Annotated in this window: 24 protein-coding genes and 1 tRNA gene; 9 read left to right on the top strand and 16 right to left on the bottom strand. The window is 64.8% G+C overall.

The window, feature by feature from the left end:
- Positions 1–113: 113 nt before the first annotated feature.
- From ACSBOX_RS04405 to ACSBOX_RS04395, 3 genes are read right to left on the bottom strand one after another with little or no spacing between them, the layout of a single operon-like run.
- Positions 114–776, bottom strand: a complete 663-nt coding sequence (locus ACSBOX_RS04405; RefSeq protein WP_442544978.1) for an MOSC domain-containing protein — start codon at positions 774–776, stop codon at positions 114–116.
- Between the two features lie 21 nt (positions 777–797).
- Positions 798–1,472 (bottom strand): response regulator, encoded by a 675-nt coding sequence (locus ACSBOX_RS04400; RefSeq protein WP_442544977.1) that lies wholly within the window; start codon positions 1,470–1,472, stop codon positions 798–800.
- A complete protein-coding gene (locus ACSBOX_RS04395) occupies positions 1,469–2,953 on the bottom strand; it encodes a sensor histidine kinase (RefSeq protein WP_442544976.1) in 1,485 nt (494 codons plus the stop codon). Before ACSBOX_RS04395 ends, ACSBOX_RS04400 begins: the two co-directional genes overlap by 4 nt.
- A gap of 81 nt (positions 2,954–3,034) precedes the next feature.
- Between ACSBOX_RS04395 and ACSBOX_RS04390 the strand changes: the two genes are divergently transcribed.
- Positions 3,035–4,219, top strand: coding sequence for an acyl-CoA dehydrogenase family protein (locus ACSBOX_RS04390; RefSeq protein ID WP_442544975.1), 1,185 nt, complete (start codon positions 3,035–3,037; stop codon positions 4,217–4,219).
- Positions 4,220–4,234: 15 nt separating this feature from the next.
- Here ACSBOX_RS04390 and ACSBOX_RS04385 read toward each other — a convergent pair whose 3' ends face one another.
- The 4 genes from ACSBOX_RS04385 to ACSBOX_RS04370 all read right to left on the bottom strand — a co-directional run bounded on the left by ACSBOX_RS04385 (position 4,235) and on the right by ACSBOX_RS04370 (position 8,831).
- Entirely contained in the window at positions 4,235–5,584 is a 1,350-nt protein-coding gene (locus ACSBOX_RS04385) for an MFS transporter (RefSeq protein WP_442544974.1), read from the bottom strand.
- A complete protein-coding gene (locus ACSBOX_RS04380; RefSeq protein ID WP_442544973.1) occupies positions 5,581–6,108 on the bottom strand; it encodes a winged helix-turn-helix transcriptional regulator in 528 nt (175 codons plus the stop codon). Before ACSBOX_RS04380 ends, ACSBOX_RS04385 begins: the two co-directional genes overlap by 4 nt.
- A 159-nt stretch (positions 6,109–6,267) precedes the next feature.
- Positions 6,268–7,431, bottom strand: coding sequence for a cystathionine gamma-synthase (locus ACSBOX_RS04375; RefSeq protein WP_442544972.1), 1,164 nt, complete (start codon positions 7,429–7,431; stop codon positions 6,268–6,270).
- Between the two features lie 14 nt (positions 7,432–7,445).
- Entirely contained in the window at positions 7,446–8,831 is a 1,386-nt protein-coding gene (locus ACSBOX_RS04370) for a cystathionine beta-synthase (RefSeq protein WP_442544971.1), read from the bottom strand.
- 134 nt (positions 8,832–8,965) lie between these two features.
- Here ACSBOX_RS04370 and ACSBOX_RS04365 point away from each other — a divergent pair, with 134 nt between their 5' ends.
- Complete coding sequence (locus ACSBOX_RS04365) at positions 8,966–9,394, top strand: VOC family protein (RefSeq protein WP_442544970.1); 429 nt, start codon at positions 8,966–8,968, stop codon at positions 9,392–9,394.
- A 49-nt stretch (positions 9,395–9,443) separates the two neighbouring features.
- Here the strand turns inward: ACSBOX_RS04365 and ACSBOX_RS04360 are convergent, their stop codons facing one another.
- The gene (locus tag ACSBOX_RS04360) at positions 9,444–9,851 is read right to left on the bottom strand and encodes a VOC family protein (protein ID WP_442544969.1); all 408 of its coding nucleotides are present in this window, start codon (positions 9,849–9,851) and stop codon (positions 9,444–9,446) included.
- Between the two features lie 139 nt (positions 9,852–9,990).
- On the opposite strand from ACSBOX_RS04360, the gene ACSBOX_RS04355 reads away from it, so the two are divergent.
- A complete protein-coding gene (locus tag ACSBOX_RS04355; RefSeq protein WP_442544968.1) occupies positions 9,991–10,983 on the top strand; it encodes a DNA-3-methyladenine glycosylase family protein in 993 nt (330 codons plus the stop codon).
- A 21-nt stretch (positions 10,984–11,004) separates the two neighbouring features.
- Here ACSBOX_RS04355 and ACSBOX_RS04350 read toward each other — a convergent pair whose 3' ends face one another.
- Together ACSBOX_RS04350 and ACSBOX_RS04345 are read right to left on the bottom strand one after the other, a co-directional pair.
- Positions 11,005–11,964: a hypothetical protein gene (locus ACSBOX_RS04350; protein WP_442544967.1), complete on the bottom strand. Its 960-nt coding sequence runs from the start codon at positions 11,962–11,964 to the stop codon at positions 11,005–11,007.
- Between the two features lie 132 nt (positions 11,965–12,096).
- On the bottom strand, positions 12,097–13,770 hold the full coding sequence (locus ACSBOX_RS04345; RefSeq protein WP_442544966.1) for an AMP-binding protein: 1,674 nt from the start codon (positions 13,768–13,770) through the stop codon (positions 12,097–12,099).
- Positions 13,771–13,872: 102 nt separating this feature from the next.
- Between ACSBOX_RS04345 and ACSBOX_RS04340 the strand changes: the two genes are divergently transcribed.
- On the top strand, positions 13,873–14,151 hold the full coding sequence (locus ACSBOX_RS04340) for a putative quinol monooxygenase (RefSeq protein WP_442544965.1): 279 nt from the start codon (positions 13,873–13,875) through the stop codon (positions 14,149–14,151).
- Here ACSBOX_RS04340 and ACSBOX_RS04335 read toward each other — a convergent pair.
- Together ACSBOX_RS04335 and ACSBOX_RS04330 are read right to left on the bottom strand one after the other, a co-directional pair.
- The gene (locus ACSBOX_RS04335; protein ID WP_059387274.1) at positions 14,148–14,519 is read right to left on the bottom strand and encodes a thioredoxin family protein; all 372 of its coding nucleotides are present in this window, start codon (positions 14,517–14,519) and stop codon (positions 14,148–14,150) included. The two genes, ACSBOX_RS04340 and ACSBOX_RS04335, sit on opposite strands and share 4 nt — an antisense overlap.
- A gap of 111 nt (positions 14,520–14,630) precedes the next feature.
- Positions 14,631–15,176 (bottom strand): acyl-CoA thioesterase, encoded by a 546-nt coding sequence (locus tag ACSBOX_RS04330; RefSeq protein WP_442545957.1) that lies wholly within the window; start codon positions 15,174–15,176, stop codon positions 14,631–14,633.
- Between the two features lie 138 nt (positions 15,177–15,314).
- Between ACSBOX_RS04330 and ACSBOX_RS04325 the strand changes: the two genes are divergently transcribed.
- The gene (locus tag ACSBOX_RS04325; protein ID WP_442544964.1) at positions 15,315–15,539 is read left to right on the top strand and encodes a hypothetical protein; all 225 of its coding nucleotides are present in this window, start codon (positions 15,315–15,317) and stop codon (positions 15,537–15,539) included.
- Between the two features lie 186 nt (positions 15,540–15,725).
- Here the strand turns inward: ACSBOX_RS04325 and ACSBOX_RS04320 are convergent.
- Together ACSBOX_RS04320 and ACSBOX_RS04315 are read right to left on the bottom strand one after the other, a co-directional pair.
- A tRNA-Tyr gene (locus ACSBOX_RS04320) sits at positions 15,726–15,807 on the bottom strand.
- Positions 15,808–15,936: 129 nt separating this feature from the next.
- Positions 15,937–16,203: a hypothetical protein gene (locus ACSBOX_RS04315; protein WP_442544963.1), complete on the bottom strand. Its 267-nt coding sequence runs from the start codon at positions 16,201–16,203 to the stop codon at positions 15,937–15,939.
- Between the two features lie 205 nt (positions 16,204–16,408).
- Between ACSBOX_RS04315 and ACSBOX_RS04310 the strand changes: the two genes are divergently transcribed.
- The 4 genes from ACSBOX_RS04310 to efeB all read left to right on the top strand — a co-directional run bounded on the left by ACSBOX_RS04310 (position 16,409) and on the right by efeB (position 20,737).
- Complete coding sequence (locus tag ACSBOX_RS04310; protein WP_442544962.1) at positions 16,409–16,900, top strand: YajQ family cyclic di-GMP-binding protein; 492 nt, start codon at positions 16,409–16,411, stop codon at positions 16,898–16,900.
- Positions 16,901–17,218: 318 nt separating this feature from the next.
- On the top strand, positions 17,219–18,073 hold the full coding sequence (gene efeU / locus ACSBOX_RS04305) for an iron uptake transporter permease EfeU (protein WP_442544961.1): 855 nt from the start codon (positions 17,219–17,221) through the stop codon (positions 18,071–18,073).
- 34 nt (positions 18,074–18,107) lie between these two features.
- On the top strand, positions 18,108–19,334 hold the full coding sequence (gene efeO / locus ACSBOX_RS04300; RefSeq protein WP_442544960.1) for an iron uptake system protein EfeO: 1,227 nt from the start codon (positions 18,108–18,110) through the stop codon (positions 19,332–19,334).
- On the top strand, positions 19,331–20,737 hold the full coding sequence (efeB, locus tag ACSBOX_RS04295; protein ID WP_442544959.1) for an iron uptake transporter deferrochelatase/peroxidase subunit: 1,407 nt from the start codon (positions 19,331–19,333) through the stop codon (positions 20,735–20,737). Before efeO ends, efeB begins: the two co-directional genes overlap by 4 nt.
- 51 nt (positions 20,738–20,788) lie before the next feature.
- Here efeB and htpX read toward each other — a convergent pair whose 3' ends face one another.
- Positions 20,789–21,658 (bottom strand): zinc metalloprotease HtpX, encoded by an 870-nt coding sequence (htpX, locus tag ACSBOX_RS04290; protein WP_284763558.1) that lies wholly within the window; start codon positions 21,656–21,658, stop codon positions 20,789–20,791.
- Between the two features lie 143 nt (positions 21,659–21,801).
- A complete protein-coding gene (locus tag ACSBOX_RS04285; RefSeq protein ID WP_442544958.1) occupies positions 21,802–23,073 on the bottom strand; it encodes an MFS transporter in 1,272 nt (423 codons plus the stop codon).
- Positions 23,074–23,223 lie beyond the last annotated feature (150 nt).

Here is a 23,223-nt window from a genome sequence, read left to right as displayed (position 1 = left end):
GCGGTGAGCTTGCGCACAAACGCGCCACCGGCGCCCTCAAGTCCGCCCTTAAAGGCCGCCTTTAAAGGCTGCCTTTAAGACCACATGTCAGGCTGCCCGCCCAAGGGCGGCTTTCAGGCCTCCACCCCGTTGCGGCGCATGAGCCTTTCGAAGCTGTCGTGGTAGTCGGACTGCAGCAGGATCTCTCCGTCCGCCTCGGCGTCGAGAAGCAACTGCATGTCATCGAGGTTGGGGTTGCTGAACCACTGCCCCACGGTGATGCCATGCTTCGGCACGAACAGTTTGTGGATGTAGTCGCCGGCCGAGATGGAGCCGGTCTTCACCACTCGAAGGTAGGCGCCGACCCGCCCTGCCTCCGTGAAGCGCTTGACCCATTGGGGTTCATTCATGCGGCGCTGGAAAGTCGCACACGGTACACGCGGCGATGTGACCTCGACTTCGACGTCCAGGCCGATCTTCCACCGTTCGCCGATCACGGCACCGCTGGTCTCGATTCCGGCAACGCGGAGGTTCTCCCCGAAAATCCCGGCGGGCATGTCCCTCTGGAGTTCATTCGCCCAGAAATCGGCGTCCGCCTGCGAGTACACGTAGAGGGCTTGGTCCTCGCCGCCATGGTGGATCCGGCTCGCCTGGATGTCGCCGTGGATTCCCAGCTTGTGGACCTTCACCGGCCCGTCGACGGGGCGCTTGTCAATGGCCGTCACTCCCACCGACCCTTCGGGATCGGGCAGGAGCTCGTATACCCGGCAAACGGCAAGCAACGATGCGGTATCCATGACTACAGTCTACGTACGCAGCTACGGATCGAAGCGGTATCCCATGCCGGCCTCTGTATGGAGGTGGCGGGGCTGGGCGGGGTCGCGTTCGAGCTTGCGCCGAAGCTGGGCTATATAGACACGCAGGTACTGGGTCTCCTTGGCGTAGGCCTGTCCCCAGACCTGGGTGAGGATCTGCTGCTGGCTGACCAATCGTCCCGCGTTGCGCACCAGCAATTCCAGGATGTTCCATTCGGTGGGGGTCAACCGGACTTCTGCGCCGTCCTTGGTGATCTTCTTTCCGGCCAGGTCAACCAGGAAGTCGGCGGTCTGGAGCGTCGGCGCTTCATGCCGGGGCGCCGCCCGCCGCGAGGCGGCGCGGAGCCTGGCCAGGAGTTCGTCCAGGCCGAAGGGCTTGGTCACATAGTCGTCGGCTCCGGCGTCGAGCGCTTCTACCTTGTCTTCCGAACCGTGTCGGGCGGACAACACGATAATGGGCATGGTGCTCCAGCCGCGGATTCCCTTGATCACATCCACGCCGTCCATGTCCGGCAGGCCGAGATCGAGCACCACGATGTCCACCGGCTGCTGGGCCGCCGCCTTGAGTGCGTCTGCGCCGTTGCCGACGCTGATGGCACGGTAGCCGTGGGCGTGGAGATTGATCTGCATTGCCCTGGCGATCTGGGCTTCATCTTCCACGATCAGCACGAGGTTCATGGCCGCCCTCCCGTCCACAGAGGAAGCGTGACCACCATGGTCAGCCCGCCTCCCGGCGTCGCCTCAGCCATGAGCGTTCCGCCCATCGCCTCGGTGAATCCCTTGGCGACAGCGAGCCCCAAACCGATTCCGCTGCGGCCGTCCCGGCTGGATGGAGAATCATCGAGCCGTTGGAAGGGCTGGAAAAGCTCCAGGACCGCAGCGGGCGCGATCCCCCAACCATGGTCCGTCACGCGCAGTTCGCTGGCCGGCCGACCATCCACCGTGATGCCCGCACCGGTCCGCGCCACCAGCACGACATCGGAATCGGGCGCGTATTTCACCGCGTTCTCCACGAGGTTCGCCACGACGCGTTCCAACATCCCGGCGTCGGCCTCTACATAGGGAAGGTTGGCCGGCAGCTCATTGCGGATGCGCTCCTCCGGCACGCCGCGCAAAGCCTCCGGCATGATCTGGTGCCAGCCCAGTCCGCGCAATAGCGGGTTCACGGCGTCCGCGGTGATGCGGGACATGTCCAGCAGGTTATCCACCAAGTGATCCAGACGGTCCGCGTAGTCCTCGATGGTGGCCAGGAGTTCGCGCTCGTCGTCGGGGGCGAAGGTCACGTCTTCCTGGCGAAGGCTGCTGACAGCAAGCTTGATGCCCGCCAACGGGGTGCGGAGATCGTGGGAGACGGCGCGCAGGATGGAGGTCCGCATTTTGTTGCCTTCGGCCAGGCGCGCGTTGTCCTGCCGGCTTTTGACGAGCTGCTGGCGCTCCCGCACCGCCACCACGAAGGCGCCGAACGCCGCGAGCATGCGGCGGTGCTGCTCGGAAAGCGGTCCGCCCCGGAGCAGGAGGGTGTAATTGGGATCGACGACGGCGGCATGGTCGGCGGCCGCATGGGTCACCGGCGGTTGAAGCCCCGAGCTTGCAAGGACCTGCCAGCCAGTGCCGGGGGCGTCGGGCGAATCAAACGTGGAGAGCAGCGTCACCGCGTCCATGCCGAGGTTGACGCGGATCTTGTCCAGGAAAGACTCGAGGCTTCCGTCCGAGCTCAGGATACGAAGGGCCAATTCGCTCAGGGCTCTGGCCTCGGCGCCGGAATGGGCTGCCTCCTGGGCCCGCCGGGTCGCCAAACCGACGGCGAGCGCCACTCCGCACGCCACTGCAAGGAAGATGACCAGGGTGAAAAGCGTGGCGGGGTCCGCGATGGACAGGGAACCCACCGGATCTGCCGAGAAGTAGTTCAGAAGCATGCTGCCGAGGACCGCGGACACCACCGCCGGCCACAGGCCCCCGATTGCGGCAACTGCTGCCGAGGCGGCCAGCTGGAACAGCATGATCATGGCGAAGTTCCGGTATTGCAGCGCGGACACCAGGACTTCGATCGCGACGGGCAGCAGCAGGGCCAGGGCCAGGCCCGCGAGAATGCGGCGTCGCCCAATCCCCTTGGCTGCCCGTAGCGGCAGTCTTATTGCGTTAATGTCTGCCGCGGCCATGGCTCAATTCTGGCACGGCGCAGGTGCCGCTCCTGCGCCTGCAGGCCGCCGCCGGGAACTCGTCCGGCCTAGGATGCTGGCATGAGCCATTCAACGACGAATACCTCCGATGTCCTTGCCCTCGATTCCCTCTTGGCCCCCGAGGAACTGGAGCTTCGCGAGAAGGTACGCGATTTCACGGACCAGCGGATCCGTCCGAACATCGGCCGTTGGTACGAGGAGGCAGTGTTCCCGCGGGAACTGCCGGCGGAACTCGGCGAGCTCGGAGTCCTAGGCATGCATCTGGAGGGCTACGGCTGCCCGGGCCGCTCCGCCGTCGAATACGGACTCGCAGCCATGGAACTCGAGGCCGGCGATTCGGGCATCCGCACCTTCGTGTCCGTGCAAGGCTCCCTGGCCATGACGGCGATCCACAAGTGGGGCAGCGAAGAGCAGAAGGAACAATGGCTCCCGCGCATGGCAGCCGGCGAACTGATCGGCTGCTTTGCCTTGACGGAGCCGACGGCGGGTTCGGATCCGTCGTCGATGGCTAGCTTTGCGCGCCGCGACGGAACGGGCGACGACGCCGGCTGGGTCCTGAACGGTTCGAAGCGCTGGATCGGGATGGCCTCGATCGCCGACGTCATGGTGGTGTGGGCAAACACCGACGACGGCATCCGCGGCTTCCTGATTCCGGCGGGAACTCCAGGGGTCACAGTGACTCCCATCGACGCGAAGCTCTCCATGCGGGCCTCGATCCAGTGCGATGTGGTGTTCGACGCCGTCCGGCTGGGTCCCGAGGCCCTCCTCCCGGGTGCCCTGGGCCTCCGCGGACCGTTCTCCTGCCTTAACGAGGCGCGGTACGGCATTGCCTGGGGTGCCATGGGCGCGGCACGTGACTCTTACGAGGCCGCGCTCGAATATGCCGGAAGCCGCATGCAATTCGGCAAGCCCTTGGCCGGCTACCAGTTGACCCAGGAGAAGCTCGTGAACATGGTCCTGGAGATCCAGAAGGGCACCCTGCTCGCGCTGCATCTCGGACGGCTCAAGGATGCGGGCAGACTGCGGCCGGAACAGATCTCGATGGGCAAGCTCAACAATGTGCGCGAGGCAATCAAGATCGCCCGCGAAGCCCGCACCATCCTGGGCGGCAACGGCATCACGCTGGACTATCCGCCGCTGCGCCATGCCAACAACCTGGAATCGGTTCGCACCTACGAAGGCACGGACGAGGTCCACACGCTCATCCTCGGCCAGCACATCACGGGCATCCCGGCTTTCCGCTGACTTCTAAGGAGCGGATCAGGCTCCAACCGGGACGGGTTCCTTCTTGACCGCGTCTTTACGCATGGTGGCGCTGATGACGGCAGCCACGGTGCACATCGCAGCAGCACCGATCCATGCATAGGTGTAGTGGCCCGTGGCGTCCCGGATGTAACCCGCGAGGAACGCTGCAGCCGCGGCTCCGAGCTGGTGCGCCGCGAACACCCATCCGAACACCACTGATCCGTCCGCCCCGAACACCTTGCGGCAGATGGCCGCCGTCGGGGGCACCGTGGCCACCCAGTCCAGGCCGTACACCACCACGAACAGGATCATGCTCGGTTGCACGGTGGAGCTCAGAAGCACAGGCAGCACCAGCAGCCCGACCCCGCGGAATTGGTAGTACACGGCGAGGAGCACCTTGGGATTGAAGCGGTCCGTCAACCAACCGGAAGCGATGGTGCCCACGATGTCGAAGATCCCGACGACGGCCAGCAAGCCCGCCGCGGTGGTTTCCGGCATGCCGTGGTCGTGCGCCGAGGGGATGAAGTGGGTGCCGATCAAGCCGTTGGTGGTAGCGCCGCAGATGGCGAAACCGGCAACCAATGCCCAGAACGTGCGCACTTTGCTGGCACGTTTGAGGACCTGCAGTGCGCGCAGGGCGGCGTTGGGCGTCTTGGCGCCTTCAGCGTTGGCGACTTCCGGGACCTGGGCGGCTTCCGCCGTCGTCGGCTCCTCTGCTTCGGCACCGTAAGGTTGGACCCCGACGTCGGCGGGTGAGTTCTTGAGCCAGCGCAACACGAGCGGCACTACCGCGAGCGCTCCGGCGGCGATCAGCAACGAGGCGCCGCGCCAGCCCGGGCTCTGCGCAAGCACCGCGATGAAGGGCAGGAACACAAGCTGGCCGGCGGCGCTGCCCGCTGTCAGGATGCCGATCACGAGTCCGCGGTTCTTGGAGAACCACGTATTGGCGATGGTGGCCGCGAAAACCAGGGCCATGGAGCCGGTGCCGAGCCCGATCAGCACGCCCCAGGTCAGCAGGATCTGCCACGACTGGTTCACGAACACCGTCAGGGCGGAACCGAGGCCGATCAGGCAGAGGGCAATCGCGGTGACGGTGCGGATGCCGAAGCGTTCCATGAGCGCGGCAGCGAAGGGTGCCGTGAGCCCGAACAACACCAGGTTGATGCTGACGGCGAGCGACAAGACGGTTGTTGACCAGCCGAATTCCTGTTGCAGCGGCACCATGAGCACACCGGGCGCCGCCCGGAAACCGGCCGCGCCTACGAGTGCCAGGAACGCGACGGCGGCGACCATCCAGGCAGGGTGGAGTCGCCGCTTCCGCGGAGTCTTACCGGCGGAAAGTTTGGTGGGATGGGGTGCGGTCATGCGGAAGGCTCCGATTCGTCCAGGAGGTCAGGTCTGGCGGGGGCAGTGGCCAAGGCCATGGGGTGTTCCGATCGCGCGAGGCTATGCCAGCTCGTGTTGGCCGCGGTCAGGCGGGACCCGCAGTGGGAGCACGTATCAGCCGATGCGGTCGGCAGCCCGCAGCCGGTGTGGATCACGCGCATGTGGGCGTTGTCCGCAGGCGCATCGAGATGTTTCTCGGACCAGAGAATGATGGCGTTCAAGACGGGCAAGGCATCTTCGCCCTTGGCCGTGAGGACGTATTCCTGGCGCGAGCGGGCGCCATCCTGGTAGGGCCGTTGGGCAAGAAGGCCCGACTCAAGCAGCCATGCCAGCCTTTTGCTGAGGACGTTGTCTGCGATGTGGAGGCGCGTTTTGATGGCGTCGAAGCGGCCGTTGCCGAAGAAGACCTCCCGCAGCACCAGGCTTCCCCAAGGGTCGCCGAGGATATCGAGGCCGCGCGCCAGGCTGCACGTCCGCTCGGACCAATCGGATCGTAAAGGCATGGTTCGAGACTAGCTGGCTTGTCTAAAGAAAGCTAGGTCTTGACCGGGACGGCTCTCCACTTCTGACCAGGTTTGAAAGTGGTTCGGCCGGGACACGCCGTGGTGATGGCGTGTCCCGGCCGATCCGACAATCAAAGAAGGTCAGAAATGGAGGGGCATTCAGTCAGCGATGTTGCCGATCGCCTGCTCAAGGTCCGCGATCAGGTCCTCGACGTCCTCGATCCCGCAGGAAAGCCGGATCAGGTTGACCGGCACGGCCAGCTCGGTGCCCTTGACCGATGCGTGTGTCATCTCCGAGGGGTAGTTCATGAGGGACTCGATGCCGCCCAGGGACTCGGCGAGCGTGAACACCTGGGTGGACTCCGCCACCTTGCGGGCCGCAGCTTCGCCGCCCTTGAACTGCACGGAAATCATGCCGCCGAACTTCTTCATCTGCTTGGCCGCGAGCTCGTGGCCCGGATGGGAAGGCAGGCCCGGATACAGCACGGCTTCAACCTCGGGGCGCTCCAGCAGCCACTCGGCCACGGCCTGGGCGTTCTCGCTGTGGCGGTCCATGCGCACGCCAAGTGTCTTGAGTCCGCGGGTCGTCAGGAACGCGTCCATGGGTCCGGACACGGCGCCCACGGCGAACTGCACAAAGCCGATCTTCGCGGCCAGTTCGGGGTCCTTGACCACGATCGCTCCGCCCACGACGTCCGAGTGGCCGCCGATGTACTTGGTGGTCGAGTGGACCACGACGTCGGCGCCCAAGGCGAGCGGGGTCTGCAGGTAGGGCGACGCGAAGGTGTTGTCGACGACGAGGAGGGCGCCGGCGTCGTGCGCTACTTTGGCGAGCGCCTCGATATCGGTGACCTTCATCATCGGGTTCGAAGGAGTTTCCACCCAGACGATGCGGGTTTTGTTCGCCCCGACGGCCGCAGCGACGGCGTCAAGGTTGGACATGTCCACTGGTGTGTTGCCGATGCCCCACTCACCGAGCACACGGTTGATGAGCCGGTAGGTGCCGCCGTAGGCGTCGTTGCCGAGGACGATGTGGTCGCCGGGCCGGGCAACGGCACGGATCAGGGAGTCCTCCGCGGCAAGGCCCGAACTAAAGCTGTAGGCGTGGGTGCCGCCCTCGAGCGCAGCGAGCTGTTCCTGCAGCGCATCGCGCGTGGGGTTGCCGCCACGGCCGTATTCGTAGCCGTCGCGCAAACCGCCTATGCCGTCCTGGGCATACGTCGAGCTGAAGTGCAGCGGCGGAACCACGGCGCCTGTGCGTGGCTCGAAGGCCTGGCCGGCGTGGACGGCGCGCGTGTTGAATCCTGCTTCGTTTGCAGACATATGAACTCCTAGTGTCAGTTGCTCAGGTAGGCGAGAAGGTCGTGGCGGGTCAGGATGCCCACGGGAGCCCCCACGAACGTCACCATGACGGTGTCGACGTCGGACAGCAGCTCGCGTGCAGCGGAGATGGTCTCCAGGGAGCCGATCACGGGCAGGCGCTCCCCCATGTGCTCGGAGATCTTGTCGGTCAGTTTCGCCTCGCCGCGGAACAGCTTGGTGGTCAGCGTGCGCTCATCGACGGCGCCGAGGACCTCGCCCATGACCACCGGCGGTTCCTGCGAGAGGACCGGGATGTGCGAAACCCCGAATTCGTTCATGATGTTGATGACATCGCGGACGGTCTCGTTGGGGTGGATGTGGACGAGGTCCGGCATCTCGCCCGTCTTGGACTTCAGAACCTCGCCCACCGAGGCTTCGTCTCCACCGGAAAGGAAGCCGTACGAGCGCATCCACTTGTCGTTGAAGATCTTCGCCAGGTAGCCGCGGCCGGAGTCCGGCAGGATCACGACGACGACGGCTTCCTCGCCCAGGTCTTTGGCCACCTGCAAGGCGGCAACCACTGCCATGCCCGAGGAGCCGCCCACCAGGAGGCCTTCCTCGCGGGCCAGGCGCCGGGTCATCTCGAAGGAGTCGGCGTCGCTGACGGCAATGACATCGTCCGGCACGGTCTTGTCGTAGTTGGCCGGCCACATGTCCTCGCCGACGCCCTCCACGAAGTAGGGCCGCCCCGTGCCGCCCGAGTAGACCGAGCCCGCCGGGTCCGCGCCGATGACCTTGACGCGGCCGCCGTCGGACTCTTGCCGGTTGGCGGACACATCCTTGAGGTACCTGCCTGTGCCGGTGATGGTGCCGCCTGTGCCCGCGCCGATCACGACGTGCGTGATCTTCCCGTCGGTATCGCGCCAGATTTCGGGTCCGGTGGATTCGTAGTGGCTGCCGGGAGCGGCGGGGTTGGAGAATTGATCCGGCTTGTACGCTCCGGGGATCTCGGACACAAGCCGGTCGGAGACGCTGTAGTAGCTCTGCGGGCTGTCCGGGGCCACGGAGGTGGGCGTCACCACAACTTCGGCGCCATACGCCTGGAGCACGGCACGCTTGTCCTCGCCCACCTTGTCCGGGACGACGAAGATGCACTTGTAGCCCTTTTGCTGGGCCACCAAGGCGAGTCCGACGCCAGTGTTGCCGGAAGTCGGTTCCACGATGGTTCCGCCCGGCTTGAGCTTTCCGTCCCGCTCCGCTTCCTCGATCATCTTCACCGCGATGCGGTCCTTGATCGAACCGCCCGGGTTCACATATTCGAGCTTCACGAGGATGGTGGCTTTGATGTCCCCGGTCACGTGGTTGAGCTTGATGAGCGGTGTATTGCCAATGAGGTCCAGGACGGACTGGGCGTACTTCATAGGTACCAAGTTACCGCTTGGTCGGGACTGCTCCGGTGCAGCGGAGGCTCGGGGCACGCCTGCTTCGCTCCTAGCCAAATGATGACCTCGCGGGGCAAGCTAGCGGGGACACCCCCAAGGAAAGGACCTGCACCATGGATTGGACCCTCGAAGTGGTTGTGCTCCCCGTGAGCGACATCGACCGTGCCATCGAGTTCTACCGCGACAAAGTCGGCTTCAACCTTGACCACAACACCACCAACGAGCACATGCACGTGGCGCAGCTGACCCCTCCGGGATCCGGCTGCTCGATCGTCGTCGGGGACCTTCCGGCGCAGAGCGAGATGGCCCCGGGTTCCATGCGCGGTCTTCAACTTGTGGTGGCCGATGCGCGCGCCGCACGCGAGGAATTGCTCGGCCGCGGAGTCGAGGCCAGCGAAATCACCGTTTTCGACGAGCGCGACGGCGGCACGTTCTTCGGTTTCGCCGATCCGGACGGCAACACGTGGGCAGTGCAGGAGCTCAAGGTCCGCGCCGAGAATCCGTTGATTCCCTCGGAGGCCCGCGCCCGCTTCGGGGAATAGTTTCGGGCGGGTCGGGAGCGGCCGGGCCGCCCCGACCCGGGGAACCGACTCACTCAGCAGGTGCAGAGCCTCCTGCCGAAGGGTCGGTCTGCCAGAGGCCGAGGATGTTGCCTTCGGTGTCCTTGAAATACGCGAAGTAGCCCATGCCCGGAACAGCGTCCTTGCCCTTGACCACGGATCCGCCCGCACTCTCGATGTGGCCGAGCGAAGCCTCGATGTCTTCGACGTCAACCGTGATGATGGGCGTCTTCAGTTCTTCCGAGCGCGGGAACAGGGCACCGTTGATGGCCCCGGGCGCGCTCGGCATGCCTGTCTGCGGGTCCGAGGCCGTAGTGATGGCGATCGTGTAGTCCATTTCCTGCATGGGGTTGAGCATCCAGCCGAAGGCACCTTGATAGAAAGTGTTGGCCCGCTCCTTGTCGTCCGCGGGGATTTCAAAATGCACAACACCGGCCATTGCGTTCTCCTGAGATTGTCATGGAAGGCGCAGACGCCCCGCGCCACACGTGGAGTCTAGTCGTGTGGATTTCACGGCGTAAGGGGCTCGAGCGCCGCTCTTTTCGAGTGTTGTCCGACGAGCGTGCGACCATGAATGAATGACCATCGTCGATGTCCCGCCGGCCGCAGCAGCTGCGGCGGATGCGTCCATGCGATGGCACCCCGGCGGCCCTTTCAACCTTCTGCAGACCGTGGGAATCCTGATGCGCGGCAATGGCGATCCGTCGTTCTCTGCACGGCAGGACGGCGTGTGGATGGCCTTCACGACGCCGGACGGCCCGGTCACGCTGCGCCTCACCACCGCGGGAACCGGCCAAGACACGTGTGTCGATGCCCAGGCCTGGGGCCCCGGCGCGGGCTCCGCCATTGCCTCCGTACCAGCGCTGTTGGGGAGCGAGGACGACTGGTCCGGCTTCGATGACGCCGCGTTCCACGCCACCCTTCCGCGCATGGTCAGGGAAGCCCGACGCCGGAACCTCGCCGTCCGTTTGCCCACCACCGGCCGCGTGGTGGACTCCCTCGTTCCCACGATTCTTGAGCAAAAGGTCACCACCATCGAAGCCCGCCGGGGCTACCGCTACCTCATGTACAGGTACGGCAGCGCAGCGCCAAGCGCGGGCCGCCTATCGCCGTCGGGCATGCCGTCGGGCCTCCTCGTGGCGCCGACCGCCGCCCAATGGCTGGCCATCCCTTCATGGGAATGGCACAAAGCCGGTGTGGGTCCCCAGCGTTCGGCGACCGTCATGCGGGCGCTGCGATCCGCCGTCGCGCTTGAACGGCTCGCCTCGCTCAGCGCGGCGGAAGCCGGTGCCAGGATGCAGACCATCCCGGGAATCGGCATCTGGACGGCGGCCGAAGTTGTCCAGCGGACCCATGGCTGCCCGGACTCGATCGCGGTGGGCGACTACCATTTGGCCTCGTACGTCGGGTACGCGCTGACCGGCAGGAAGACGGACGACGCCGGAATGATCGCCCTTCTGGAGCCGTGGAGCGGGCACCGGCAGCGGGTGGTCCGGATGCTCGGGCTGAGCGGCTTCCGCAAGCCGACGTTCGGACCGCGCATGACCATCCAGGACCACCGCGGGCACTAGCCCCACCCAACGTGGGGTCACTTACGGCCCATGTTGGGCGGCAACATGGGCCGTAAGTGACCCCGCGATCGGGAGCTTCGCCCGCTTGATCCGGACCATGAGGCCAGCGAACCCTTCGGCCTGGTCGTTTGCGTTGGCCTTGAAGTAGGACCAACCGGCGCTGGTGAACGCCTCGTCCCTCCGGTTGTCCCTTGTCTGCTGTTCCCGCGTGAGGTGCGGTGCGCCGTCGTACTGCACCGCGATCCGGAATCGCCTGTACCCCAAGTCCGCCGACGGCGACCACGGATCGTCCGGATCGAGGCGGAGCTGCAATTCCGGTTCGGGCAATCGGGCATCCAGCATGGCGAGCCGCAGGAATGTCTCCGGAAACGAATCTGCTCCGACCCGCATGTCTTCAAGGGCAATCCGGGCCTTCTCCACGCCTTTCATGTTCGGATGCTGGCGGATCAGGAGCCGCAACCCTTCCTTGATGGCATAGGGTTCCGTCCTTCCCTCAAGGCCCGGCCGGGGCATGCGGATCAACTGATCGCCCATGGCAATCACGTACCGCAGCGGCAACTGATGCGCCAGGTCAAGCCACGTCCGGGACGGGGAGGACACCGGGATTCCGCCTATTTCCGTGACTTCGCCGGGGAGGACGCGCACCCGGTGCCCCGTCACCCCGCTTCGGCGGACCCTGGGAAGCTCGTGGGGCTTGCTGAGGTGGACGGTCTCACCGCCGCCCAGCCACGGCGGAAGGCCGAGCCGGGTCAATACCGCGGCGCTTTCATGGGACACCCAGGCGCCCGGTGTTGCAGCGGCAAGGACCCGAGCCCGTTCCGCAAACTCAAAGTCACGACCCGCAGGCAAATGGATCAGCCGGCCGCCGTCGGACATGTCCTTGGCCCGGAGCCGCTTCGGAGCGACGCCAAGCACGCGGGACTCATAGACCGTGAAAGGACGGTCACTGAGTTCCTCCGGCAGCGGCATGATACGGACCATGGGATCCAGTTTGTCCGCAAATGAACCCCTGTAAGGAGTTATCCACAGGCTTACTTCCAACCCCGCCAACGCGGGGTCACTTACGGCCCAAGTTTGGCGGCAACATGGGCCGTAAGTGACCCCGCGTTGGAATTAGAGGCCGAGGCGGGCGATCGCTTCTACGCGCATGTCGATCTTGCGCACCTTGCCGGACACCGTCATAGGGAAACTCTCCCTGAGGTCCACGTAGCGCGGGATCTTGAAGTGGGCCAGCTTGCCGCGGCAGAACTCCTGCACTCCGTCCAGGTCCAAGACCGCTCCCGGCTTAAGGATGATGCAGGCCATCAGCTCTTCGCCGTACTTGGCGTCGGGAACCCCGATGACCTGGACGTCCTGGATGGCCGGATGCCGGTACAGGAACTCCTCGATTTCGCGGGGGTAGACGTTCTCGCCGCCACGGATGACCATGTCCTTCATGCGGCCCTCGATCACGATGAAGCCGTCCGGGTCCATGCGGGCTAGATCGCCGGTGTGCATCCAGCCGTCCTCGTCGATGGCCTCGGCTGTCTTTTCCGGCTGGCCCCAATATCCGTCCATCACTGCGTAGCCCCGCGTGCACAGTTCGCCGATCTGTCCGCGTTCCAGGGTTTCGCCAGTACCCGGATCAACGATCTTGGACTCGAGCCGGGGCATGGTGCGGCCCACTGTCGTGGTGCGCTGCTCCAGGGTGTCCGCCGCGAGGGTCATGGTGGATACCGGCGAGGTCTCGGTCATTCCGTAGCAAATGGCCACGTCCCGCATGTTCATCTCGGCGATGACACGCTCCATGACCTCGATAGGGCACAGTGAGCCGGCCATGACACCGGTGCGCAGCGTGGAGAGCTCGTACGAGGCGAAGTCCGGCAAAGCCAACTCGGCGATGAACATGGTGGGCACGCCGTACAGCGAGGTCCCGCCGAAATCCTGCACCGCTTCCAGGGCGGCAGCCGGGGTGAATCCACGCCCGGGAATGATGGTGGCCGCTCCGAAGCTCAGCGCGTTCAGGTTCCCGATGACCATGCCGAAACAGTGGTAGAACGGCACCGGAAGGACCACGCGGTCGCGTTCGGTGTATCCCAGCAGCCTGCCGATCTGGTTGCCGTTGTTGAGGATGTTGTGGTGCGTCAGCGTGGCACCCTTGGGGAAGCCTGTGGTCCCCGAGGTGTACTGCAGGTTGATGGGATCGTGCGGGTCCAGTTCCGCCATGCGCGCCTTGAGCGCTGAAGGCCCGACGTCGTCCGCCCGCTTGAGCAGCTCGGCGAACGTCAGCTCGGCGTCGGTTTGCGGTTCGCCTGCGTTGAGCATGTCCAGTCCAAGATCGGGAAGGAACACCAGCTCCCGAAGCTCAGGGCAGCTGGCCAAGGCCTCCCGGGCCATGCCCACATAGTCGCTGTTCTTGTCCGATGGCGCGGCCACCAGCATCCGCATGCCGTTCTGTCGGACCACGAATTCGAGTTCGTGGCTGCGGTACGCCGGATTGACGTTGACCAGGATCGCCCCGACCTTCGCCGTGGCGTATTGCAGGATGGTCCATTCGGCGCAGTTCGGGCTCCAGATGCCTACCCTGTCACCCTTGGCGACGCCCATAGCGAGCAGCGCACGCGCGAGCCGGTCGACGTCGTCGTTCAGCTTTTCGTAACTCCAGCGCCGAGCCTCATCGCCGGGCACCACGGCGGCTTCGATGAGCGCGTCCCGCAACGGAAACCGCGCCGCGACGCGTTCAAAGTTGGCGCCGACGGTCTCTTCAAGCAGCGGGACGTCAGTGTCCCCGGCTGTGTAGGAAAGCATGAACGCACGCTACCAACTCCGCGGGGCCAAGAGAAGACTTTTGCTTGGAAGTCCTACAAAATATTTCAGGGCCTTGCCGGGCCAGCCGGTAATGTGAATCCCATGAGTGCACCCATTGACCTGCAGGCCACGTTCATTCCCAACGACGGCGAATTCTTCCGCGTCAAGCTGGCTTTGGAAATCGCGATCGACGAGGTAGTGAACGAACCCGGCTGCATCCGCTACGAGCTCACCGAAGCCACCGAGGACAAGCTCGTCCTGACCGAACAATGGGCATCCGAGGAAGACCTTGACACGCATTCCAAGGGCATCGCGGTCCAGGACCTCAACGAATCCCTCAGCGCGCTGCTCGCGGAGCCGGTGAAGCTCGAGCGCCTCTAGGAGTTTTCCGCGCGCTGCTTTGCGATGTGCGCGTGGACCTCATCCATGTCGAGCCCCTTGACGGCCTCGATGACCTGCTCCAGCTGAGGCCCGTTCAGGGCGCCCGGCTGGGAGAACACGAGGACCTTTTCGCGGAAGGCCATGAGCGTGGGGATCGAGGAGATGCCGGCTTCGGCTGCGAGCTGCTGCTCGGCCTCGGTGTCCACCTTGGCGAAGAAGACATCGTCATGCTTCTCGGAAGCGGCCTGGTACGTGGGCGCAAACTGCCTGCAAGGGCCGCACCACGCAGCCCAGAAATCCACCAGGACAATGTCATTGCCCTCGATGGTCGATGCGAACTGCTCGCCGGTGATGTCAACTGTAGCCATGCTTCCACGGTACGCGACCACGCGTTCGAAGTCGCCCTTGTTCGCTACCCGGCAAACCGGGAATAAAGCACGACGGCGGGCGGACGGTTTGGCCCAGTCCGGCACCTTCGGCTAGTGCCAGAGATGCGGGGCAGCCTTGCGGGCGCCGGGGAGCGCGTTGTTCTCGCGCCACTCGTGGATCCATTCCGGAAGCTCGAGGTCCGCGGGGGGCTCGCCGAACTCGGCCAGGATCTCTTCCTGGCTCACGGGCCGGCCGTTCGCGACAAGCCGGGTGGCAATGTGCGCACGGGCGTAGATCTCGCCGTCGACCACCATGCGTTGTTCAAAGTAGATCGCCTTCGAATCGAGCCCGATGATCTTGGACTCGATGGTGTACCGCTGCCAAAGCTGCAACGACTTCCGGAAGGCGATGGACTCCCCCGCGGCCACGGGGCTCCAGCGGCGGCGTCGCATCTTTTGCCAGATCCCGGCCCGCACCATGAGGTCGAAGCGTCCAAGGTCCATCAGCGAAAAATACATGCCGTTGTTCACATGCATCGCAATGTCGATGTCTGTGGGCAGCACACGCATAGGCAACGAGGACGTGCCCCAAACGCTGAGCCGGCTCCGCCTGGACGAGGTGAACAAGATCAAGAGGGTTCGGAGAAGCAAATGCATAATCGCCATGTTACTCCTCAGTAACATTTCAGGCGCCTTCGATTTGTGTGTCGCTCCATGGCATGTCGTTTACCGCCGGTTCACGTGCCCCGGGAAGAATGTCTGAAAACAAATTGCAGAAAGCATCAAGGAGATCCCGTGAGCACCACCCAAACCATCACGGCACACGCAGATGTGTGGCCGGAACTTCCGCTCCACCAGGAGCTGGTGTTGCAGGACACCCGCGGCAACAGGATCGTGGGCACCTTGGACGGCATGACCGATGATCGCAGCACGCTCTGGATCCAGCTGTCCGGGGGCTTGGGCCGGCAACTCGTGCACCACCAGGACGGATACTGGCTGGAGCCGGGCAGCGCTAGCTAATCGGGCTTCCGTCGTCGACACGCAAAATCCCTGTCGACACCCCAAATCCCTGACGACACCGGAATCCGGGTGTCGAGAGTCCATTCGAGCCTCGCAGAGGATTTTCCGCGTCGGACGGGCCCCAAAAAAACACCACGTACAAACAAAAAATCCCCGGAACCATATGGTTCCGGGGATTTAATTTTGTGGCAGATGAGGGATTCGAACCCCCGTAGGCGTTGCCAGCTGATTTACAGTCAGCCCCCTTTGGCCGCTCGGGTAATCTGCCGAACTTCAAAAGAAGTCACTCCCGATCATCGTTTCGTTTCCGATCCGGTAAGCGCGAGCAAGACAACCTTACAGAACTTCTGCCGAAGAATCGAATCGGGGCCTCGGAGCCTCAAAGCAGGCGAAAATCTCAGGCATCACCAAGTATCCGCCCGGCCAGTTTGGCCTCGAAACTGGCCGCCTGCTCCAGCGTGATCTGGTTGAGCTGCACGGCCCGCAACAGGTCCGCGTGAATGCCGTCCATCCGAGATGCCGCGTCCGGGACCGGGCTCAAGACCACGGAGGCCGCGAGCGCTGCAGCTGCAACCGCGCTTGCGGCGGTGGCGGCAGCGACTCCGATTGAACCGGCGGCGGCAGCAGCTGACTTGGTGACGTATCGGACGGCCTGGTTGTTCATGGTGCTCCCTTTCAGGACGGGCTCTTCAAACAGGTACAACTCTGTCGGGGCAGTCTCAGTTCCGGCCATGTGTGTGCTGTGAGTGAACTGTGAACGCTCAGCACATGCCGGGCGCTTCCGTATTAGGCTGGTTGGCAGACAAAGCCGCCCGCTTCCGGGCCGCAAACGCACCGATCAACCGCAACGCACCAATCAAAGGAGAGTCATGGCAGGCGAATCCACATTCGACGTCGTCAGCAAGGTAGCCAAGCAGGAAGTCGCCAACGCGCTCCACCAGTCCCAGAAGGAAATCGCACAGCGGTACGACTTCAAGGGCGTCGGCGCGGAGATCGACTTCAGCGGCGAGAAGATCCTCATGAAGGCCAACTCCGAGGACCGCATCCTCGCCGTCCTGGACGTGTTCCAGTCCAAGCTCATCAAGCGCGGCATCTCCCTGAAGTCCCTCGACCAGGGCGAGCCTTACCCCTCCGGCAAGGAATTCCGCTTGGAATGCTCCATCAAGGAGGGCATTGCCCAGGACATCGCGAAGAAGATCAACAAGATCATCCGCGACGAAGCCCCGAAGTCCGTCAAGTCCCAGATCCAGGGCGACGAACTCCGCGTCACCTCGAAGTCCCGCGATGACCTGCAGGAAACCATGAACATCCTCAAGAAGTTCGAAGAGGCCGATCTCCAGTTCGTGAACTTCCGCAGCTAGGAGTTCGCCGCGGCCCAGGCCGCCATCCGGAAGTACGACGACGGCGCGTTGCCCCCTGAGCGGGCGACGCGCCGTCGTCGTCGTTAAGGGGCCGTCGTTGATGGGGCGGGCGCGTCACGCCAAGCAACTTTTTGGACTCGAGGCCTGGGGAAAAGCCCGGCATTCCGCGACCGCGCCGATCCACCGAGGTCAAAAGATTGCAGCGCGTGACAGCCACCCCAAAATAATTACGACACGTTTCTTTTGCGCAATCCGCTCCAGCGGGTACTGTACTTTCTTAGGCGAGCCTAAGTGTGGCTCCCCTAACGAAAGATTCAGATGACCGCGAACTTCCTGATCGGCCTGCGCGAAGGCCTTGAAGCCACCCTCGTTGTGGTCCTTCTCATGGCCTACCTGGTCAAGACCGGACGCCGCTCGCTGCTCCCCCGGCTTTGGGCCGGCGTCGCTATTGCCGTGGCCGTTTCCATCGCCTTCGGCGCCTTGCTCACGTTCGGCCCGCAGGGACTGACTTTCGCTGCGCAAGAGGCGATCGGGGGCGGATTGGCCATTGTCGCCGTCGGGCTCGTCACGTGGATGGTCTTCTGGATGGCGCGCACTGCCCGCAGCCTCGGCGGCGAGTTGAAGTCGCAAGTTGACAAGATGGCCGACGGCGCCGCGTGGGGCCTCGTGGTGGTGGCGGCACTCGCGGTGGGCCGCGAAGGACTCGAGACGGCACTGTTCCTTTGGGCCGCTGCGCAGGCCGCCGGCGAATCGTCGCAGCCGCTGCTCGGGGCCCTGCTCGGCCTGGCCGTTGCAGCCGGACTGGGTTACCTGCTGCACCGCGGTGTCCTCAAGGTCAATCTCTCGCGGTTCTTCACGTGGACGGGCGTGGGCCTCATCGTGATCGCGGGCGGCGTGCTCGCCTATGGCATCCATGACCTCCAGGAAGCCGGAATCCTGCCCGGGCTCCACAACCTCGCGTTCGACGTCTCCGCGGCGATCCCGCCGTCGTCTTGGTACGGCACCCTGCTCAAGGGCACCCTCAACCTTTCCCCCGCCACCACCTGGCTCGAAGCCGGAGCCTGGTTGCTGTATGTGATTCCGGTGCTCTACTTCTACATCCGGGCCAACGGTTCCACGCCCGCAAAGTCATCGGGTAGCGCTGCTGCTTCCCGGGCAGCCAAAGCCGCCTAAACGCTTCTCGCACTCCACAACAGAAGGAAACCCCATGCCTGGCGCTCCCCTGCCCAAAATTGCCCTGCCCAAAACGAACCTGTCCAAAGTGACCTCCCGCCGCCGGGCGCCCCTTGCCCTCGTCGCCGCGGCCGCCGCCGTTCCAATGGTGCTCACCGGCTGCACGGACAACACCAAGACGCCAGGCGCCAGCGCCTCCGCCGGACCAATCCAGGTCACCAGCACCAAGACCGAGTGCAAGGTTTCCACCGGGAGCGTCCCCAGCGGCAACCTGAGCTTCGCGGTCAAGAACGACGGCACTGAAATCACCGAGTTCTACCTCCTCGCGGAGGACGGGCTGCGGATCGTCGGCGAAGTGGAGAACATCGGTCCCGGCCTGACCCGCAACCTGGTGGTCACCGCTCCCGCGGGCAAGTACACCACCGCGTGCAAGCCCGGCATGCAGGGCGACGGTATCCGTGCCGGCTTTGAGGTCACGGACTCCGGAAACAAAACCGCCGTCGACGCCGATTTCCAGAAGCTCGTGGACACCGGCGTCCAGCAATACACCGCGTACGTCAAGGACCAGACCGAGCAGCTGGTGACGGGCACCAAGGCCTTCGCGGATGCCTACGCCGCAGGAGACGCAAGCAAGGCCCGTGAGCTCTACGCCGCAACCCGCATGCACTGGGAGCGGATCGAACCCGTCGCGGAATCCTTCGGCGACCTCGACCCCAAGCTCGACGCCCGCGAAGCCGACCTTGAACCGGGCCAGGAATGGACCGGCTGGCACCGTGCGGAGAAGGACTTGTTCCCGCCGTCGGGCTACACGGCGCTGACGGCCACCGAGCGGGCCAAGATCGCCACGCAGCTCGTCTCCGATACCGAGGAGCTCGGCAAACGCACCCGCACCGTGGTGCTCTCCGCGGACAAACTCGGCAACGGCGCCAAGGAACTCCTGGACGAAGTCGCGCGCGGCAAGGTCACCGGTGAGGAAGAAATCTGGTCCCACACCGACCTCTGGGATTTCCAGGCCAACGTCGACGGCGCCCGGATCGCCTTCGAAAACCTCAAGCCCGCGCTCGCCCAGAAGGATCCGGCCCTGGCCACGAGCCTCGACGAGAAGTTCGCTGCCCTGCAGGCTGAGCTCAAGAAGCACGCCAAGGGTGACGGCTTCGCGTACTACAACGAACTCAGCCCGGCTGACGTCCAGCAGCTCGCCGCGCTGGTCGACGCCTTGGGAGAGCCGTTGTCCAAGCTCACCTCAGCCGTGGTCCTGTGAGCGGCTGCCCCTTCAACCACGAACCCGTTGAGGCGCCCGACGGCGGGGCCTCGGCTGCCGTCGTCGGGCCGGGAACCGCTTCTGGCACTCCAGCGCCCGACGGCGGGAGGGCCGGTGCGTTGGGCGGGCGTCCCAGGCGCGGCATGTCCCGTCGCGGACTGTTCTCCCTCGCCGGCGTGGGCGGCGTCGGTGCCGTGGCAGGCCTGGCCGCGGGATACCTCAGCCATGATGCCGTGGCAGCTCAGGCGGCCCCCGCTACAGGCGACATGGTCCCCTTCCATGGCGAACACCAGGCCGGCATCATCACTCCCGCCCAGGACCGCCTCCACATGGCTGCCTTTGACGTCACCACGGAAGACCGCGCCGCACTGATCCAGCTCCTGAAGGACTGGACCTCCGCGGCCGAAGCAATGACCGCCGGCCGCACGACCGGCGCGACCGGCGCCGTCGACGGCCCCTACGACGCGCCGCCGGAAGACACCGGGGAAGCCCTCGATCTCGCGGCGGGCAAGCTGACGTTGACGTTCGGCTTTGGCCCGGGCGTTTTCGAAAAGGACGGCAAGCCCCGCTTCGGCCTGGAGGGTCGCAGACCCGGTGCCCTGATCGACCTGCCGCACTTCCCCGGCGACGCCTTGCAGCCAGAACGCACCGGCGGTGACATTGTGGTCCAGGCGTGCGCGGACGATCCGCAGGTCGCCGTGCACGCGATCCGGAACCTCGCACGCATCGGCTTCGGCAAGGTGCGCGTCCGTTGGTCCCAGCTGGGATTCGGCCGCACAGCGTCCACCTCCCGCGCCCAGACGACTGCCCGCAACCTTTTCGGCTTCAAGGACGGCACGGCCAACCTGAAGTCGGAAGACACTGCACTCCTCAACGAGCACGTCTGGGCCACCGCGGGAACCCGCCAGGGTGAAGCGTGGATGGCGGGAGGCAGCTACCTTGTGTCCCGTCGGATTCGGATGCATATCGAGATCTGGGACCGGACCTCGCTCCGCGAACAGGAAGGGCTGATCGGCCGCACAAAGGGTGCCGGAGCGCCGCTGTCCGGAGGGGAAGAATTCACGTCTCCGGACTTTCGAATTAAGGGCCGAGACGGCGAGCCGTTGATTCCCATCGATTCCCACGTCCGTCTGGCCCACGCGGACCAGAACAACGGCGTGAAGATGCTTCGCCGCGGATACAACTACACCGACGGTTCGGACGGGCTCGGCCACCTCGACGCGGGCCTGTTCTTCATCGCCTTCGTCAAGGACCCGCGGACGCATTACGTGCCCATGCAGATGGCCATGGCGAAGAGCGACAAACTGGCCCTGGAGTACCTCAAGCACACGGGATCCGGCCTGTTCGCGGTACCACCGGGCATCAAAGCGGGCGGCTTCATAGGTGAGGGCTTGTTCGCATGAAGCCGCCGTCGTCGGACGCGGCCCCGGTGCGGTGACTTACGGAACCGCTGGCTAGGAAAGCGGGCGTCCGGCCATCCGCTCGAGCCGCTCGATGCGCTCACGCATGGGCGGGTGGGTGGCGAACAGCTTGGTCATGGCACCGCCGCGGAACGGGTTGGCGATCATGAGGTGCGAAGTGTTCACGAGTCGCTGATCCTGTGGCAGCGGCACCTGCTTCACGCCCGCTTCGATCCTGCGCAGGGCTGAGGCGAGTGCCAGCGGATCGCCAGTGAGCTCCGCGCCGTCGTGGTCGGCGTCGTACTCCCTGGTGCGGGAAATGGCGAGCTGGATCAGCGAGGCGGCAAACGGCGCCAGGAGCGCCATGGCGATCATCGCAAATGGGTTGGCGTTCCGCCGGTCCCCGCCGCCGAAGAAGAGCAGCATCTGGCCCACCGAAGTAATGACCCCGGCGACGGCGGCCGCGATGGACGAGGTGAGGATGTCGCGGTTGTAGACGTGCATGAGTTCATGCCCGAGGACGCCGCGGAGCTCGCGGGCGTCGAGCAAGTTCAGGATGCCCGCGGTGCAGCACACGGCAGCGTTCTTCGGATTGCGTCCCGTGGCGAAGGCATTGGGGGCCATGGTCGGAGAAATGTAGATCCGCGGCATGGGCTGATTCGCCCGCACGGAGAGTTCCCGGACGATCTGGTACAACTGCGGAGCCTGCGCTTCCGACACCGGGTACGCGGCCATGGAGCGGATGGCGATCTTGTCGCTGTTCCAATATCCGTAGGCCGTTGTCGCGACGCCGATTAGAGCCATGATCCAGATGGGCCCGGCACTGCGGGTGCTCGCGGCGATCAGCGCGCCAAGTCCCAGCAGCACTGCCCAGAGCACACCGAAAAGCGCTGCGGTCTTCAGTCCATTGTGATGATTGTGCACTTCACTACTTTCTTGCAGTACGGCTCTAGGTTCTGTTCCGATTAACGCCGACGGCGGCCCGGACGTTCCGCCCAACTGGCTCGCATTTAATGTCGTTCTGAGCCGCCATAACGACAACAACTGCGAGTCAGTTGGGCACCGGGCTAGGGCACCGGGTGGAGGGAATCGTACTGGAGGAATCCGCGCTGCCCGCGCGCCACGAGCCACGCCAGTACTGCGCACAGCACGCCGCCGAGGAGCAGCACCCAGCCTTCGCTGAGAACCTTGGTGACGCCACCAGCGAGCATGTCCCCCACTCGCGGACCACCGGAAACCACCACGATGAACACGCCTTGCAACCGTCCCCGCATGTGGTCCGGAGTGGCCGATTGCAGGATGGTGGTGCGGAAGACCGCACTGACGGAATCCGAGATCCCGGCAAGGGCACAACACAGGGCCGCCGGGATGATCCACAGCGTGACGCCGTCGCGCCCGGCGTCACCGGCCAGGACCACCACCAGGCCGAAACCTGCGATCGAGAAGCCCCATCCGGCCACGGACCATACCACCGCAGTGCCCTGGCGCCGCACCCTCCCGAGGGGTCCGGAGAACAAACCCGCCAGGAAGGCGCCGACAGCCACGGAAGCGAGCAGGACGCCCACGGTGGTGTCGCCACCTCCGATCATCGTGGCTCCGATCGCGGGCATGAGGGCGCGCGGCTGGGCGCAGATCATCGCAATGAGGTCGATGATGAACGTCATGCGGAGGTTGGGCCGGGTGCCGAGGAACCGGAAGCCCTCGACGACGGAGCGCAGGCCAGGTGCCGACGCATTCGCTGCCGCGGGAAGGGCCGGGAGCTTGAAAAGGCTCCACAGCGCGAACGCGAAGCTCAGGGCATCGATCGTGTAGGTCCAGCCAAACCCGCTCGAAGCAACCAGCACACCGGCCAGCAGGGGGCCTGCCGTCATGGAAATACCCATGTTGAGCATGCTCAACGCGTTGGCGGCGGGCAGCAGTTCCTTCCGGACCAGCAGGGGAATGATGGCGCTGCGTGCGGGCGCATTGATGCCTTGCGCGCCGCTCTGGATCGCGACCAAGAGGAACAGGATCCAGACATTGTTGAGCTGGAACCACGCCTGGAGGGCCAGGGCCACGCTGCAGGCCCACAAGACAAGGGAAGCAACAATGGCGACTTTCCGCCGGTCATAGGCATCCGAAAGGGCACCGCCAAACAAACCCGCGATCACCAACGGAACCAGAGCAAAGATGCTGAGCAGGCCCACGTAGAGGCTCTGTTGGGTGATGCTGTAGACCTCGAGGCTCACGGCAACCAGGGTCAACTGGGATCCGACCATCGACACTGACGACCCCAGCCACAGGCGGCGGAATGCGGGGCTTTCGCGAAGCGGGGTCATGTCAGCCAGGAGTTTTGCCACCGTCCAACCCTACCCACCAGCCCGCCCACCCTCCCGGAGCGCCGCGGCGGCGACGTCCGCGGCTCCGGCGAGGGTCGCCGTCGTGCGGGTTCACCTGAAGTTAGCCTCGCCTTATTGTGAAGCACTCATAATAAGTGCTTCAATGGGCGT

Source organism: Arthrobacter sp. KN11-1C (assembly GCF_052180225.1).
In the GTDB taxonomy this organism is placed as follows: Bacteria; Actinomycetota; Actinomycetes; order Actinomycetales; family Micrococcaceae; genus Arthrobacter.
The sequence above is the reverse complement of the archived record's forward strand: the minus strand, read 5'-3'. Positions and strand labels throughout refer to the sequence as shown.